Origin of the sequence: Streptomyces sp. NPDC088732, assembly GCF_044751205.1 — a bacterium.
GTDB lineage: Bacteria > Actinomycetota > Actinomycetes > Streptomycetales > Streptomycetaceae > Actinacidiphila.
Window position 1 is genome coordinate 532,902 of the sequence record NZ_JBIVLI010000001.1, and the last position, 14,456, is coordinate 547,357.

A 14,456-nucleotide genomic window follows, 5' to 3' on the forward strand; every position below is an offset into this window, starting at 1 on the left:
CCCACCGCCGCCACGGCGGGCCCGGCCGGGCCTCAGGCGATCACCGCGATGACCGCCCCGAGGGCGCCCAGGGCCACCAGCGTCAGGAGGGTCAGCACAAAGCCCGTCCTGCCGAGGGCATCCGTCACCCGCCGGACGGAGCCTTCGAGGAACGACTGGCCGTTCTGCCGGTCCCACTCCGCGTGGACGGGCCGCCCCACTCTCGTGCCGAGGGCGTACCAGGGACGGACTGCCAGCAGCGACTCGCTGCCGAGGAGAGAGGTGACGATCAGGAGCGGGCGGTTGACGGGACCGATCAGCCGGGCTGCGTCCAGGCCGAACCCGGGTTGCGCGCCGCGCTGTTCGAGGTCCATGAGCATGCCGGCGGCTGCCGCACGCGCGTCCGGGGAGTCGGGGAGGAGCCGGATCTCGTTCGGGCCCGGCACCAGCACCGCCTCCGGCGCGCACGCACGGGCGCGTTCCAGCAGGGCGCCCCAGCCGGGGACGTCGACGGCGAAGCCCGGGGTACCCGCCGGGTGGCCGTGGGTGACGGGCAGGTCCTCCTGCATGCCGCCGGTGAGGAAGAGCCGTGCGACCGCGAGCAGTTCGGCCGGGGGCAGCGCCTTCTCCCCCACGCCCGGGCCGGTGCCGAGCAGCAGCAGCCGGATGGGCCGGAGCATGTGGTCGCCGACGGCGTCCCCGGAGCGCAGGCCGGTCAGCAGCAGGACCCACAGCGGCCTGCCGCCCGCACCGCCCTTGAGGGCGTAGAGGAGGAGGGAGGCCTTGGTGTCGTCCACGAGGTCGTTGACGGAGCGGCCGGCGCAGCCCCGCAGCAGCACTTCGGGGTCGGCGCCCCGTGCCCCGTCCGCGGGCAGCCATGTGTAGCCCTGCTCGGGGAGCCGGCCGCGGGAGTGGAAGGCCCAGGCGACGGTCACCCCCGGCCCCCGGGAGATCCGGCGGCGGGACTCAGGTGCGGGTGGTCCTGGACCACGTGGAGCCCGTCGCGTTCGGAGCCCGACTTCGCGAACGCTGCGACGGCTTCCTGGAGCGCGACGTCCGTGCCGAACACCTCGTCGACCGCCTCCCGCCAGAACCCGCGCCTGCGCCGGTACTCGCTCAGGACGAAGCGCAGCGCGTACCGCAGGGGCTGGTCGGTGTCGACGGGCCGGTACGGCGCGCCCGGCGTCCGGCTGCGGTAGTGGAACTGCACACCGCCGCCCGGTGTCTCCTTGATCGTGGAGAAGACGATGGAGCCGGTGGTCTGCACGGGTGTGACGACGCAGCCCACGCGCGGGCGCACATCCGGGTGGGCGATGTAGTCCAGCAGCGGGCGGTAGCCCTCGCGGACCCGCTCCATCAGGGCCTCGGTCCCCTGTCGGGTGGTGACCCAGCGCTCGCACTTCAGCGGCACGATGACCAGCAGGCGCGGCCGCTGCTCGTCCTCGACGAGCAGTTCCTTGATCCGCTCGTACATCAGGTGCGGGAGGTTGATGCGCTGGTGGTACTCGCCGTCCAGGGCCATGAGCGCGGGGGTGTCGACGGCGAGGACCACGACCGGGCTGTTGAGGAGCGAGGCCCGCACCTTGCGGCCCACCGGGCCGGCGTCGAGGTCCCGCAGCACCTCGCCCGCGTAGTCGGTGAAGCACATCCGGAAGCGCGCCTTGCGGCCCTTGCGGCCGACGGCGATCTCGTAGCGGTGGAGGTCGGTGGTCGTGGTCTGCTCGATGCCGCCGCGGACCTGCACGGACCGGGAGAGCGACTCCAGGACCGAGACCGCGTCGGTGAGCTTGGCGGCGGTCTCCCCCACCGGGGTGAGGTCGAGGTCGGTGGCCCCCGCGACCGAGGCGTACTGGACGTACATGGAGGCCAGGAGGGAGGTCTTGCCGGCGCCCGAGGGGCCGAGCATGCCGACGTCGAGGACGTGGCGACCGGACTCGCTCATGCCGCGGTCCCCTTCCCGGCGGCCGCGCCGCCCTCGGTACCGGCGGCGGTGCGGGCCCCGAGCTGCCGGACGGCCTCGGACCAGCGCCGAAGGTGTGCCGCGTCCTCGGCGAGGGCCGCGAAGCGGCCGGGCCAGATCTCGGCCCGTACGTCCTGGTAGAACACCCGCCACTCCTCCTTGGTCCCGGCCGCCGAGATCACCCGGTCGTGGAACTCCTCCACCAGGGAGAAGACCGCCGCGCTGGGTTCGGCGAGCACCTTGTGCAGCTCGCCGCGGCAGGCGAACAGCGCCTCGTCGTAGGCGACTTCCAGCATCTCCAGCACTTCCTGGCCGCTGGGCGACCGGTCGTGCGGGAAGGGCATGGTGGGGCTGTCGGCGTGCAGCCCGTCCAGGCAGGTGCGCACCCGGTGCTGGAGCATGCCCCGGTAGGACAGCGTGAAGCCGGCCAGCAGTGCCAGCGCGTAGCGGATCTCGCTGCCGCCCTCCTGCCGCACGCGCGGGATGCGCTCGGAAGTGCGCAGCAGGAACTCTTGGCCCTCCGCACCGCCGAGTCCGGCCAGCCCGCCCAGGCTGCCCGGGCCGCGCAGCACACCGGCGACCTCGTCCTGCATGCGGGCGGTGCGGGCGTGCAGCGCGACGTCGCACTCCAGGAAGCGGCGGGAGAGCCGGGCGCGGGACTCGTTCAGGTACTTGCCGTAGGCGACGCTGAGGCCGCCCTCGGCGTCGGCGCGGGCGACGAGCTGGGCGACCGACGGATGGCCGGGGTCGTTCTGCGCACCGTCGAGGATCTCCTCGACGGCGTCCGCGAGCAGGCCGTCGGTCAGGTCACGGTCCTCCCGCAGGCTCCGTACGAGGGCGGCCAGGGCGTTGGCCATCTGCTCGTAGGTCTGCTCGAACAGGCCGTTGAAGGGCAGGAACCAGATCTCCGAGGGCTGGGCCAGGTCGGCGAGCCGGCCCGCGCGGGCGGCCAGCCGGGCGGTGCGCTCGCGCAGTTCGGCCAGCTTCTCGGCGCGCTCGGCCAGGTGCCGCTCGTCGAGTTCGTCGAGGTGGGCCACGAGGTGGTCGAGCACCGCGTCGGTCATGGCGGCGACCTCGTCGGGCCGGGTGCAGTCCACGATGTGCGCCCCGGCGACCTGGAAGCGGGAGGCCGGGAGCCACTCGTCCACCATCTTGCGGGCGTTGGCCGAGTTGTCGCCCGCGGGGCCGCTGACCCGGTTGACCACCAGGAAGGAGCAGCGGGCGAGTTCGGCGCCGGTCAGTCCCTCGCGCACGTGGTCGTAGAGCTGGTGGTCGTAGGTGTCGAGGCCGTCGCCGAGCGGGTCGGGGCGGCGGACGAAGACCACCACGTCGATCTCGTCGCGCAGGGCGCCCACGATGCGCTGCGCGTCCTGGAGGTTGGTGTCGCCGAGGCCCGGGAGGTCGATCAGCGACAGTCCGGTCCAGTCCTGCTGCGCGAAGTGCGTGGTGATGCGGACGTGCCGGACCGCGCGGAAGGCGTGGTGGCGCTGCTCGTCGCGCTCGTCGGACTGCGCGACGAACTCGCGGACGCGCTCGGGGCCGATGGGGTAGGGCGAGTTGGTCGTCAGGTAGTGGCGGTACTCCGGCAGTGCGGCGTGGAAGGCCGCCAGGTGCCCGTAGCGGCTGCCCTCGACGGCGCCGTCGCCCTCGGGCGCCGGCGGCAGGGGCTGGGCGAACTCCGTCAGGGTGGTGGGGGCGGGGCCCAGGCCGAGTTCGGCGTAGTAGGGCGCGATCACCTCGTGCAGGAAGGAGCGTTCGGTGTGCAGGAAGACCTGCGCCCGGGTGGGCGCGCCGTCCTCGTGGCGCAGCACGCTGGTGACGCCGGTGCAGAAGCCGCCGTCGCCGGTCGGCACCTCGCGGTCCGACAGCCCGGTCAGGCTCCTGATCATCCGGCTCTTGCCCTGCCGGGCCCGCCCGATGACGCCGACGTTGAGGGTGGCGCGCCGGAACCGCGACGCGGCGGCCTCCGTGACGGCGGCCTCGGTGGGCAGTTCCTCCAGCAGGTCGCCCAGTTCGGCGCCGAGGGCCAGCAGCCGGTCCTGCGCCTCGTCGGGCACCAGGGCCAGCATCTCGGTGCGGAGCGCGTCGAGTTCGCGCAGCCGGCCGAGGGTGTCGGTCACCCAGCCGTGGGCCCCGTCCAGCCATTCGGCCCGCCGGGCCCGCCGGGCCCTGATCTCCTCGATCCGTTCGGCACGCGACATGGTCTCCCCCGTCCCCGGACGCCTGCTCCCCTGCTCCCCCGGACGCTGCCGATGATGTCACCGCGGCACGGAGGGCGTCCGGTGTTTGCCGGAGTCGCCCCCGCGGGCCGCACCGGGCGGGACGGAACCCTAAGCCGCGTCCTCCGCGGCGGCGCGCAGGGCGTCCAGGACGGGGCGCAGCAGCGGGTGGTCCTCAGCACCGCGGCGGACGGCGGCGAAGACACGGCGGGTGGCGACGACGTCGTGGACGGGGCGTACGGCGACCCCGGACAGGTCCATGTCGCGCAGGGCGCTGCGCGGCACCAGCGCGACGCCCGCGCCCGCAGCGGCGAGTGCCACGACGGCACGGAAGTCGTCGGAGGAGTGCTCCAGCCGCGGCTGGAAGCCGGCGTACTCGCAGGCGAGCACGACCACGTCGTGGCAGGGGTTGCCGGGGTAGGGCCCGATCCACGTCTGGTCGGCGAGGTCTGCGACGCGGACGGCCGGGGTGGCGGCTTCCGCGAGGGGGTGGCCCGCGGGCAGGACGGCGTCGAAGGGCTCGGCGTACAGCGGGACGCGGGCGAGCCGCTCGTCGGCGCTCGGGGCGCCGCGGTACTCGACCGCGACGGCTATCCCGGCGCGGCCGTCGAGCACCATCGGCAGCGACTCGTCGCCCTCGGCGTCGCGGACCCGGACCCGGATGCCGGGCGCGGAGCGGCCGAGCGCCGTGATGGCGGGGGCGAGCACGAGCGCGATGCCGGTGGCGAAGGAGGCGACGGTGACCTCTCCGGCCGCGCCGGAGGTGTACGCGGCGAGCTCGGCCTCGGCCCGTTCCAGCTGCGCGAGGACGGCGTTGGCGTGCGTGAGCAGGATCTCACCGACGGGGGTCAGCTGGACGCCCCGCCCGCCGCGTTCCAGCAGCCGGTGACCGGTCTCGTTCTCCAGGGCGGCGAGCTGCTGGGAGACCGCCGACGGCGTCAGGTACAGGGCGGCGGCCGCGGCGGTCACCGTCCGGTGGTCCGCCACGGCCCGCAGGGTCCGCAGCCGTCGTGCGTCAATCACCCATTCATCCTGCCAGGGCCTCGCGCGAAGCGATGAACGCGGCCACCGCCTTCTCGACGTCCTCGGTGGAGTGGGCGGCCGACAGCTGCACGCGGATGCGGGCCTTGCCGTGCGGCACGACGGGGTACGAGAAGCCGATCACGTAGACACCGCGCTCCAGCAGCAGGTCGGCCATCCGGCCCGCCTCCGCGGCGTCGCCGATCATGACGGGCGCGATGGGGTGGTCGCCGGGCAGGATCTCGAAGCCTGCCTCGGTCATGCGGGAGCGGAAGAGCGCGGTGTTCTCCGCGAGGCGGACGCGCAGGTCCTCGGAGTCCTCGATCAGGTCCAGGACCTTCAGCGAGGCGGCCGCGATCACCGGGGCGAGGGAGTTGGAGAACAGGTACGGGCGCGAGCGCTGGCGCAGCAGCGCGACGATCTCCGCGCGGGCGGCGACGTAGCCGCCGGAGGCGCCGCCGAGGGCCTTGCCGAGGGTGCCGGTGATGATGTCGACCCGGTCGACCACGTCGTGCAGCGCGTGGGTGCCGCGGCCGCCGGGGCCGGTGAAGCCGACGGCGTGCGAGTCGTCGACCATGACCATGGCGTCGTAGCGGTCGGCGAGGTCGCAGATCTCGCTCAGCGGCGCCACGTAGCCGTCCATCGAGAAGACGCCGTCGGTGACGATGAGGCGCCGGCGGGCGTCGCCGGCCTCCTTCAGGCGGGCCTCCAGCTCGGCCATGTCGCGGTTGGCGTAGCGCAGGCGGCGGGCCTTGGACAGCCGGATGCCGTCGATGATGCTGGCGTGGTTCAGGGCGTCGGAGATGACCGCGTCGCGCTCGTCGAGCAGGGTCTCGAAGACACCGCCGTTGGCGTCGAAGCAGGAGCTGTAGAGGATCGTGTCCTCGGTGCCGAGGAACGCCGACAGCCGCGCCTCCAGCTCCTTGTGGACCTCCTGCGTGCCGCAGATGAAGCGCACGGACGCCATGCCGTAGCCCCAGCGGTCCAGCGCCTCCTTGGCGGCCGCGGTGACCTCGGGGTGGTCGGCGAGGCCGAGGTAGTTGTTGGCGCAGAAGTTGAGGACGTCGCCGGGGCGGCCGCCGGAGGTGACGCCGACGGACGCGTTCTGCGGCGTGCCGATCACGCGCTCGGGCTTGAACAGGCCCGCCTCACGGATCTCGTCGAGGGTGCCGCGCAGGTCGTCGCGGACGGATTCGAACATGGGGGTCTCCCGAGTGTGTGGGGCGCGGACGGCAGCAGGCGCCCCGAGGTCGGACGAACCGGGCCGCAGAGAAATCAGGCGGTCCAGTCGAGGACGATCTTGCCGCAGCGGCCGCCGGCGGCCTCGTCGAAGGCGGCGTCGAAGTCGCGGTGGGAGTAGCGGCCGGTGACCACGGGGGCGAGGTCGAGACCGCCCTCCAGGAGCACCGACATGGCGTACCAGGTCTCGAACATCTCGCGGCCGTAGATGCCCTTGATGGTGATCATCGAGGTCACGATCTTGGCGAAGTCGACCGCGAACTCCTGGGACGGAAGGCCGAGCATCGCGATCCGCCCGCCGTGCGTCATGTTGTCGATCATGTCGCGCATGGCCTCGGGGCGGCCGGACATCTCCAGGCCGATGTCGAAGCCCTCGCGCAGGCCGAGCTCGCGCTGGCCCTCGGCGATCGTGGACTCCGAGACGTTCAGGGCAAGGCTGACCCCGATCTTGCGGGCGAGGTCGAGGCGGTAGTCGCTGACGTCGGTGATGACGACATTGCGCGCGCCGGCGTGCTTGGCGACGGCGGCGGCCATGATGCCGATCGGTCCCGCGCCGGTGATCAGCACGTCCTCGCCGACCAGCGGGAAGGACAGCGCGGTGTGGACGGCGTTGCCGAAGGGGTCGAAGATCGCGGCGATGTCGAGGTCGACGGGGACGCGGTGCACCCACACGTTGGACGCGGGCAGTGCCACGTACTCGGCGAAGGCGCCGTTGCGGCCGACACCGAGGCCGACGGTGTTGCGGCACAGGTGGCGGCGGCCGGCGAGGCAGTTGCGGCACTTGCCGCACACGAGGTGGCCCTCGCCGCTGACGAGGTCGCCGGTCTTGATGTCGGCGACGTCGGAGCCGATGGCCGCGACCTCGCCGACGAACTCGTGCCCGAGGACCAGCGGGGTGCTCACGGCCTGCTGGGCCCAGCCGTCCCAGGAACGGATGTGCAGGTCGGTGCCGCAGATGCCGGTCCGCAGCACCTTGATGAGGACGTCACCGGGGCCGATCTCCGGCTCGGGGACGTCCCGCAGCCACAGGCCGGGCTCGGCCTTCTCCTTCACCAGTGCCTTCACTCTTGCGACTCCTGCCGGCAGACGATGTGGCCCGGTCCGCGCGGGGGGACGCGGACCGGGCACGGAAGAACCCGGGGCGGAGCGGCGGCGCCCGTCGGCGCCTGCTCGCGCGGTGCGCCGGGCAGACAGCAATCTGCCCGGCTCCGGGCGTTCAGTCCATCGATCTTTTCTTAAGCTCGGCAACAGCGCAGCTTCACGCTCGCCCGTAAGGGGGGCGCGGGGCGGCTCAGCGGGGGGCGAGGGCCGCCAGCTGAGCGACGATGGCGTCGGTGTCCTGGTAGGTGAGCCCGATGCGGGCCACGTGCTTCCAGCGCACGATGCCCTCGGCGTCGACGATGAACACCGAGCGCTTCAGGCCGAGTCCGGGCAGCGAGATGCCGTAGGCCTTGACCACCGAGCGGTCGGTGTCGGCGAGCAGCGGGAAGCGCAGGTCGCGCTTGCGGGCGAAGTGCTCGTGGCTGTCGAGGTCGCTGAGGTTGATCCCCCACACCGTGGCGCCGAGGTCGCGGAAGCGGTCCAGGTCGGAGGTGTACGAGCACAGCTGCTTGGTGCAGACCGCCGAGTCGTCGCCCGGGTAGAAGGCGAGCACGACCGGGGCACCGCGCTGCGCGGACAGCGAGTACTCGGCGCGCTCGGCGCCGGCGTCGGTGAGCAGCACCCCGGAGAGGGTGAAGTCGGGGGCGGGGGCGCCGATCTCGGGCACGGCCATGGGGTGGGGTCCTCTCGTACGGCGGGCACGGGGGCGGTGCGGGCCGGGGTGGCGGCCCACGGACGGCTCCGGGCGGCACAGAAAGACGAAGGGTGAGACAGAACGTTCGTTCTTGCCGGGACACTACGCGTGGCCGTCGGCTAACGTCAAGGACATGAACGCCCCGCCCGCCGCCCCGCTCGCCCCCTCCGAGGCCACCGTGCCCGCGGACGCCCCGCCGCGCGAGCGCATCCTCGCGACCGCGTCCCGGCTGTTCTACGCCGAGGGGATCCACGCGGTGGGCATGGACCGGATCGTCACCGAGGCGGCGACCACCCGAGCCACGCTCTACCGGCACTTCGCGGGCAAGGAGCAGCTGGTCCTCAGCTACATCCAGGAAACGGACCGGCAGATCCGCTCGTACACCGAGGGCGCCCTCGGCGGACTCGGCGCGCAGGAGGCGCTGCTCGCGGTGGCCGGGGCGCTGGGCGACCAGTTGTGCGCGCCCGGTTTCCGCGGCTGCCCCTTCCTCAACGCCGCCGCCGAGTACCCGGACCCGGACGACCCCGTGACGCACGCCATCGTCGCCCACCGCACCTGGCTGCGCGGAGTGGCGGAGCGGCTGCTGGCCGAGGCGGGCACCCCGCACCCGGCGGAGGACGCGGTGACGCTGATGATGCTGCGTGACGGCGCGGCGATGACGGCCGCGCTCAGCGACCCGGCGGAAGTGCGGGCCGCCCTGGACCGGGCGCTGCGCAACGTCCTGGAGTCCGCCGGGGTGGTGTGAGCCGACGGCGCCTGCCGGAGGGTGGGAGGGCCGGTGTCAGCCCGCGTGGGTGGAGAACAGTCCGCCGGTCGGGCCCTGCTTGTCGCCGCCCTGGGCCTTCTTCAGCGCGTTGGCCAGTCCCTCGATGGTCAGGGACTGCAGGATGACGCGGCCGTTGCCCTCCAGGGTGGCCAGGGACAGGCCCTCGCCGCCGAAGACGGCGTTCATGATCCCCTGGCGGTTGAGCCCGCCGATGCGCTGCACGCCGTACTGGATGCCCTCCTCGAAGGCGACGATGCAGCCGGTGTCGACCTCGATGCGGCCGCCGAAGTCGGCGGGGTTGAGGTCGATGAAGTTGCCCGCGCCCGCGATGATCACCGTGCCGCGGCCGGTGAACTTCTCCAGGATGAAGCCCTCACCGCCGCTCATGCCGGTGCGGCCGCCCTGGAAGGCGATACCGAACTCGACGGTGGACTCGGCCGCCACGAAGGCGTCCTTCTCGGCGAACCAGGCGCGCGAGCCGTCCAGCTCCAGGGCCCGCATCTCGCCGGGCAGCACCCCGGCGAAGCCGACCGTTCCCTCGCCGCCGCTCGCGCTGAAGTACTGGAAGGCGATGCTCTCGCCGGCGAGCATGCGCTGGCCGACCTGCATCGCGGTGCCCATGGCCTGGCGGAGCATGCCGCCCATGCCGCCCCCGCCGCCCTGCTGCTGCGCGTTGCCGCCCGGCCCGGCGAGCCGTGTGTCCATGCTCACATTCGCGGTCTTGAAGAGGAACTTGCCGGCCTCGCAGTAGACGGTCTGGCCGGGTTCGAGGGTGCACACGGCCATCTGCATGGCGTTGCCGACGATCTGCTGCTTGAGGGTCACCGCGGTCTCCGGGTCGTTCTGGGGGTGGGCTGCTTCAGGCGGACGTCCCTGACAACGACCGGCCCGGACGATTCGGTTCCGCCTGCTCGTCGGACCGCGGGGCGGGGGCGGGCACCCGGCCGCCGGCGTCGAGGAAGCGGGCGAGCGGCAGGGTGGCCGCGCCGACCGTGACCGCGTCGGGGCCGAGCAGCCCGAGCTCGATCGAGGTCTGGGCGCAGGGGTGGCGCAGCGCGTACGCGGCCGTGGCCTCGCGGACGGCGGGCAGCAGCCGGGGCCCGATCATCAGACCGGTCCAGCCGGCGAGCACGATCCGCTCGGGGTTGAAGAGGTTGACGAGGTCGGCGATGCCCGCGCCGAGGTACTCCGCGGTCTCGTCGAGCAGCTCCACCGCCGTGCGGTCGCCGGCCTCGGCCGCGGTGACCAGGGCGGCGATCGCCGTCTCCTCGCTGACCCCGGCCGGGGCGTCCGCGCCCCAGCGGTCGATGAGGGCCTCGGCGCCGACATACGCCTCCAGGCAGCCGCGGGACCCGCAGCGGCAGAGGCGCCCGCCGACCTGGAGGGTCGTGTGCCCCCATTCGCCGGCGCTGCTGCTGGCGCCGCGGTAGGGCTTGCCCTCGGCGACGACGCAGGCGCCGACCCCGGAACCGAGCAGGGCGATCACGGCGCTGCGGGCGCCGCGGCCGGCGCCGAACCACAGCTCGGCCTGCCCGAGCGTCTTGGCGCCGTTGTCGATGTGGAGGGGGAGGCCGGTGCCCTCGGCGAGCAGCGCGCCGAGCGGGACGGCGTCCCAGTCGATGGTCTGGCCGTGCACGATCGCGCCGGCGCCGCCGGTGCCCTGCTCGACGATGCCGGGCACGCCGATGCCGACGCCGAGCACGTGGGCGGGGTCGGCCTGGCTGTCCTCCAGGACCGCCGCGAGCCCTTCGAGGATCAACCGCACGACCAGGGCGACGTCGTGGCCGCTGTCGGCCAGCGGCCGCTCGGTGGAGGAGAGTTCGGTCAGGGCGAGGTCGAAGAGGGTGACCCGGACGCCGGTCTCGCCGACGTCGACACCGATGACGAAGCCGTGCCGGGGAGCCACCTTGAGCATCACACGCGGGCGGCCGCCGTCGGACTCCACCGAGCCGGCCTCCTCCACCACGCCGTCCCCGATGAGCTCGGCGACCACGTTGCTGATCGATCCCGTGCTGAGGCCGGTGTCCCTGGCCAACTCTTGACGGCTGAGCGGGCCTTCGAAGTAGAGGTGGCGCAGGATCGACGAACGGTTGCCCCGCCGCAGGTCACGGACGGTGCGCTTGCTTCGGTCTGCCATGGTGTTCCCTCCCCGGCTGAATCTATCGCTGCGCCAAGTCTTGACGCCAGGTTTTCTCAGACGTTAAATCACGCCTTGAATTAAGGCGTGACGCTCTTCATCTCCCGAAGCCATCACCCCCTGAGAGGGTCCCCGGTCATGCACATCATCCGTACGACAGCCGCCGCCGCGGTCGCGGCCGCGCTCATCGCATCCGCCACCGCCTGCGGCGGCGGCTCCTCGACCGACGGCAGCGGCGGCGGCGGCTCCAAGACGCTCACCTACTGGGCCAGCAACCAGGGCAGCAGCCTGGAGAACGACAAGGAAGTCCTGGAGCCCGAGCTCGCGAAGTTCGAGAAGCAGACCGGCATCAAGGTCAAGCTGGAGGTGGTCCCCTGGTCCGACCTCCTCAACCGGATCCTCGCCGCCGCCACCTCCGGTCAGGGCCCGGACGTGCTCAACATAGGCAACACCTGGTCGGCCTCGCTCCAGGCCACCAACGCGCTGATGCCGTTCGACGCCAAGGCGTTCGACGCCATCGGCGGCAAGGACCGCTTCGTCGACGCCGCGCTCGGCGCGACCGGCGCCGAGGGCAAGGACCCGGCCGCGGTCCCGCTGTACTCGCTGGCGTACGGGCTCTACTACAACAAGAAGATGTTCGCCGACGCGGGCATCGCCGCGCCGCCGGCCACCTGGGACGAGCTCGTCGCGGACGGCAAGAAGCTGACCAAGGGCGGCAAGTACGGCCTCGCGGTCGAGGGCGGCAACCTCTCGGAGAACGTCCACCACGCCTTCGTCTTCGGCAAGCAGCACGGCGCCGACTTCTTCGACGCCTCCGGCAAGCCGACCTTCACCACCCCCGAGGCGGTCGCGGCGGTCAAGCAGTACATCGACTTCATCGCCGCGGACAAGATCGCCGCCCCCGGCAACGCCGAGTACGCGGCCAACCAGTCGGTGGCCGACTTCGCCACCGGCAAGGCCGGCATGCTGCTGTGGCAGGCCGCCGGCTCCTCGCTGAAGTCCCACGGCATGAAGCCCGAGGACTACGGCGTCGCCCAGGTGCCGTTCCAGACCAAGGGCGCCACCGGTGACACCGCCGTCAACTCGATGGTCGCCGGCATCAACCTCGCCGTGTTCAAGAAGTCCAAGAACGTCGACGGCGCGCTGAAGTTCGTGAAGTTCATGACCAGCGACGACGAGCAGAAGATCCTCAACGGGACCTACGGCTCGCTCCCGCCGGTCAAGGCGGCCCAGTCCGACCCGGCCTTCTCCTCCCCGGACCTGAAGGTGCTCGCCGACGCGCTCGCCAACAGCGCCGCGCCGCTCCCGCAGGTCGCCAACGAGAGCCAGTTCGAGACCACCGTCGGCACCGCGATGAAGGACCTCTTCGCCGAGGCCGCCGCCGGCCACCCGGTCACCACCGACACCGTCAAGGCCGCCCTCGAGAAGGCCCAGCAGCAGATGCCGGCCTCGTGAGCACGGAGCACCCCATGACCACCACCGTGCCGCCCGTACGGCACACCTCGAAGTCTCCTTCCTCCGGCGGCCGGCGGGCCGCCGGGGGAAGGCCCCGCCGTCGCCTGTTCGGGCTCTCCGCGCGGGTGCGTCGCGGCTCCCTGCCGTACGTGCTGCTGCTGCCCGCGCTCGCGCTGGAACTGCTGATCCACCTGATCCCGATGGTGGTCGGCGTGGTGATGAGCTTCAAGGAGCTCACGCAGTTCTTCATCAGCGACTGGTCGGCCGCGCCCTGGAAGGGCCTGGGCAACTACCGCGTGGCGGTGGACTTCAGCGCGCCCGTCGGCAAGGACCTGCTCAACTCGTTTGTCGTGACGTGCGAGTTCACCCTGCTGGCGGTGGCGCTGTCCTGGCTGTTCGGCACCGCCGCCGCGATCCTCATGCAGGACACGTTCCGGGGCCGGGGGCTGCTGCGCGGGGTCTTCCTCGTCCCGTACGCGCTGCCGGTCTACGCGGCGGTGATCACCTGGTCGTTCATGTTTCAGCGCGACACCGGCATGATCAACCACGTCCTGCACGACCAGTTGCACCTGACCTCCGGCAAGCCCTTCTGGCTGATCGGCGACAACAGCTTCTGGGCGCTGGTCACCGTCTCCGTGTGGCGCCAGTGGCCGTTCGCCTTCCTGTGCCTGATGGCCGGGCTGCAGAACATCCCGCGCGAGCTGTACGAGGCGGCGGCGATGGACGGCGCCGGGATCTGGCAGCAGATCCGCCGGATCACGCTGCCCTCGCTGCGGCCGGTGAACCTGGTGCTGGTGCTCGTGCTGTTCCTGTGGACGTTCAACGACTTCAACACGCCCTACGTGCTGTTCGGGCGGGCCGCGCCGGACGCGGCGGACCTGATCTCGATCCACATCTACCAGTCGTCCTTCGTGACCTGGAACTTCGGCTCCGGCTCGGCGATGTCCGTGCTCCTGCTGCTCTTCCTGCTCGTCGTGACGGCGCTCTACCTGCTCGTCACCTCCCTGAGGAGGCAGGATGACTGACGTCCGCAGCCCCATGGCCTCGCCCCGCTCCTTCGTGTGGACGCGGCGGATCGTGCTGACCCTGCTGGCGGCCTTCGCGCTGGCCCCCGTCTTCGTGATGGTGGTCTCGTCGCTGAAGCCCCTCCAGGACGTGCAGGGGCCGTTCCGCTGGTTCCCGAGCGGCTTCACGCTGCGGCCGTACGCGGACATCTGGCACACCGTGCCGCTGGCCCGCTACTTCCTGAACTCGCTGATCGTCTCGGCCGGCGCGACCGTCGCCTCGGTCACGGTGGCGATCTTCGCGGCGTACGCGGTCAGCCGCTACCGCTTCGCGGGCCGGCGCTTCTTCACGGTGACGATCCTGTCCACCCAGATGTTCCCCGGCATCCTCTTCCTGCTGCCGCTGTTCCTGATCTTCGTCAACCTCGGGAACGCCACCGGCATCGCGCTGTACGGCAGCCGCGGCGGCCTGATCCTGACCTACCTCACCTTCTCGCTCCCCTTCTCCATCTGGATGCTGGCGGGCTACTTCGACTCGATCCCCCGGGACCTCGACGAGGCCGCCCTCGTCGACGGCAACGGCCCGCTCGGCGCGCTGTTCCGGGTCGTCGTCCCGGCCGCCGTGCCCGGCATCGTCGCGGTGAGCGTCTACGCCTTCATGACCGCGTGGGGCGAGGTCCTCTTCGCCTCGGTCATGACCAACGACACCACCCGCACCCTCGCCGTCGGTCTCCAGGGCTACGCCACGCAGACCGACGTGTACTGGAACCAGGTCATGGCCGCCTCGCTCGTGGTGAGCGTGCCCGTGGTCGCCGGGTTCCTGCTGCTGCAGCGCTACCTCGTCGCAGGCCTGACGGCCGGCGCCGTCAAGTGAGCGCCCCC

13 protein-coding genes are annotated in these 14,456 nt (G+C 72.2%); 4 read left to right on the forward strand and 9 right to left on the reverse strand.

The features are described 5' to 3' along the window. Positions 1 to 32: 32 nt before the first annotated feature. The 7 genes from ACIP9H_RS02275 to ACIP9H_RS02305 all read right to left on the reverse strand — a co-directional run bounded on the left by ACIP9H_RS02275 (position 33) and on the right by ACIP9H_RS02305 (position 8,191). Positions 33 to 914, reverse strand: a complete 882-nt coding sequence (locus ACIP9H_RS02275) for a hypothetical protein (RefSeq protein ID WP_401956977.1) — start codon at positions 912 to 914, stop codon at positions 33 to 35. After that, complete coding sequence (locus ACIP9H_RS02280; protein WP_401956980.1) at positions 911 to 1,921, reverse strand: hypothetical protein; 1,011 nt, start codon at positions 1,919 to 1,921, stop codon at positions 911 to 913. Before ACIP9H_RS02280 ends, ACIP9H_RS02275 begins: the two co-directional genes overlap by 4 nt. Beyond that, positions 1,918 to 4,140, reverse strand: a complete 2,223-nt coding sequence (locus ACIP9H_RS02285) for a hypothetical protein (protein ID WP_401956983.1) — start codon at positions 4,138 to 4,140, stop codon at positions 1,918 to 1,920. Before ACIP9H_RS02285 ends, ACIP9H_RS02280 begins: the two co-directional genes overlap by 4 nt. Before the next feature lie 129 nt (positions 4,141 to 4,269). Beyond that, entirely contained in the window at positions 4,270 to 5,181 is a 912-nt protein-coding gene (locus ACIP9H_RS02290; RefSeq protein ID WP_401956986.1) for a LysR family transcriptional regulator, read from the reverse strand. A gap of 4 nt (positions 5,182 to 5,185) precedes the next feature. Then, entirely contained in the window at positions 5,186 to 6,379 is a 1,194-nt protein-coding gene (locus ACIP9H_RS02295; protein ID WP_401593536.1) for a glycine C-acetyltransferase, read from the reverse strand. A 74-nt stretch (positions 6,380 to 6,453) separates the two neighbouring features. Then, positions 6,454 to 7,482: an L-threonine 3-dehydrogenase gene (gene tdh, locus ACIP9H_RS02300; RefSeq protein WP_401593534.1), complete on the reverse strand. Its 1,029-nt coding sequence runs from the start codon at positions 7,480 to 7,482 to the stop codon at positions 6,454 to 6,456. 226 nt (positions 7,483 to 7,708) lie between these two features. Further along, positions 7,709 to 8,191 (reverse strand): peroxiredoxin, encoded by a 483-nt coding sequence (locus ACIP9H_RS02305; protein ID WP_401593531.1) that lies wholly within the window; start codon positions 8,189 to 8,191, stop codon positions 7,709 to 7,711. Between the two features lie 154 nt (positions 8,192 to 8,345). Here ACIP9H_RS02305 and ACIP9H_RS02310 point away from each other — a divergent pair, with 154 nt between their 5' ends. Further along, positions 8,346 to 8,957, forward strand: coding sequence for a TetR/AcrR family transcriptional regulator (locus tag ACIP9H_RS02310; RefSeq protein ID WP_401956990.1), 612 nt, complete (start codon positions 8,346 to 8,348; stop codon positions 8,955 to 8,957). 36 nt (positions 8,958 to 8,993) lie between these two features. On the opposite strand, the gene ACIP9H_RS02315 is transcribed toward ACIP9H_RS02310, so the two are convergent. Continuing rightward, complete coding sequence (locus ACIP9H_RS02315) at positions 8,994 to 9,803, reverse strand: AIM24 family protein (protein WP_401593526.1); 810 nt, start codon at positions 9,801 to 9,803, stop codon at positions 8,994 to 8,996. Positions 9,804 to 9,837: 34 nt separating this feature from the next. Continuing rightward, positions 9,838 to 11,115, reverse strand: a complete 1,278-nt coding sequence (locus tag ACIP9H_RS02320; protein WP_401956994.1) for an ROK family protein — start codon at positions 11,113 to 11,115, stop codon at positions 9,838 to 9,840. A 138-nt stretch (positions 11,116 to 11,253) separates the two neighbouring features. Between ACIP9H_RS02320 and ACIP9H_RS02325 the strand changes: the two genes are divergently transcribed. Genes ACIP9H_RS02325 through ACIP9H_RS02335 form a run of 3 tightly spaced genes read left to right on the forward strand, consistent with a single transcriptional unit; the run spans position 11,254 to position 14,448 of the window. Further along, the gene (locus ACIP9H_RS02325; protein ID WP_401593522.1) at positions 11,254 to 12,570 is read left to right on the forward strand and encodes an ABC transporter substrate-binding protein; all 1,317 of its coding nucleotides are present in this window, start codon (positions 11,254 to 11,256) and stop codon (positions 12,568 to 12,570) included. A gap of 14 nt (positions 12,571 to 12,584) precedes the next feature. Then, complete coding sequence (locus ACIP9H_RS02330; RefSeq protein ID WP_401593519.1) at positions 12,585 to 13,595, forward strand: carbohydrate ABC transporter permease; 1,011 nt, start codon at positions 12,585 to 12,587, stop codon at positions 13,593 to 13,595. Continuing rightward, positions 13,588 to 14,448 carry a carbohydrate ABC transporter permease gene (locus ACIP9H_RS02335; protein ID WP_401593516.1) on the forward strand — a complete coding sequence of 287 codons (861 nt, stop codon included), beginning with the start codon at positions 13,588 to 13,590 and terminating at the stop codon, positions 14,446 to 14,448. The genes ACIP9H_RS02330 and ACIP9H_RS02335 overlap by 8 nt, the downstream gene beginning before the upstream one ends. Positions 14,449 to 14,456 lie beyond the last annotated feature (8 nt).

Excerpts from the sequence above, each read along its gene's own strand:
- ACIP9H_RS02320 (WP_401956994.1), bottom strand. The coding sequence starts at position 11,115 with ATGGCAGACCGAAGCAAGCGCACCGTCCGTGACCTGCGGCGGGGCAAC.
- ACIP9H_RS02335 (WP_401593516.1), top strand. The coding sequence starts at position 13,588 with ATGACTGACGTCCGCAGCCCCATGGCCTCGCCCCGCTCCTTCGTGTGG.
- ACIP9H_RS02285 (WP_401956983.1), bottom strand. The coding sequence starts at position 4,140 with ATGTCGCGTGCCGAACGGATCGAGGAGATCAGGGCCCGGCGGGCCCGG.
- ACIP9H_RS02310 (WP_401956990.1), top strand. The coding sequence starts at position 8,346 with ATGAACGCCCCGCCCGCCGCCCCGCTCGCCCCCTCCGAGGCCACCGTG.
- ACIP9H_RS02330 (WP_401593519.1), top strand. The coding sequence starts at position 12,585 with ATGACCACCACCGTGCCGCCCGTACGGCACACCTCGAAGTCTCCTTCC.
- ACIP9H_RS02325 (WP_401593522.1), top strand. The coding sequence starts at position 11,254 with ATGCACATCATCCGTACGACAGCCGCCGCCGCGGTCGCGGCCGCGCTC.
- ACIP9H_RS02280 (WP_401956980.1), bottom strand. The coding sequence starts at position 1,921 with ATGAGCGAGTCCGGTCGCCACGTCCTCGACGTCGGCATGCTCGGCCCC.
- ACIP9H_RS02305 (WP_401593531.1), bottom strand. The coding sequence starts at position 8,191 with ATGGCCGTGCCCGAGATCGGCGCCCCCGCCCCCGACTTCACCCTCTCC.
- ACIP9H_RS02295 (WP_401593536.1), bottom strand. The coding sequence starts at position 6,379 with ATGTTCGAATCCGTCCGCGACGACCTGCGCGGCACCCTCGACGAGATC.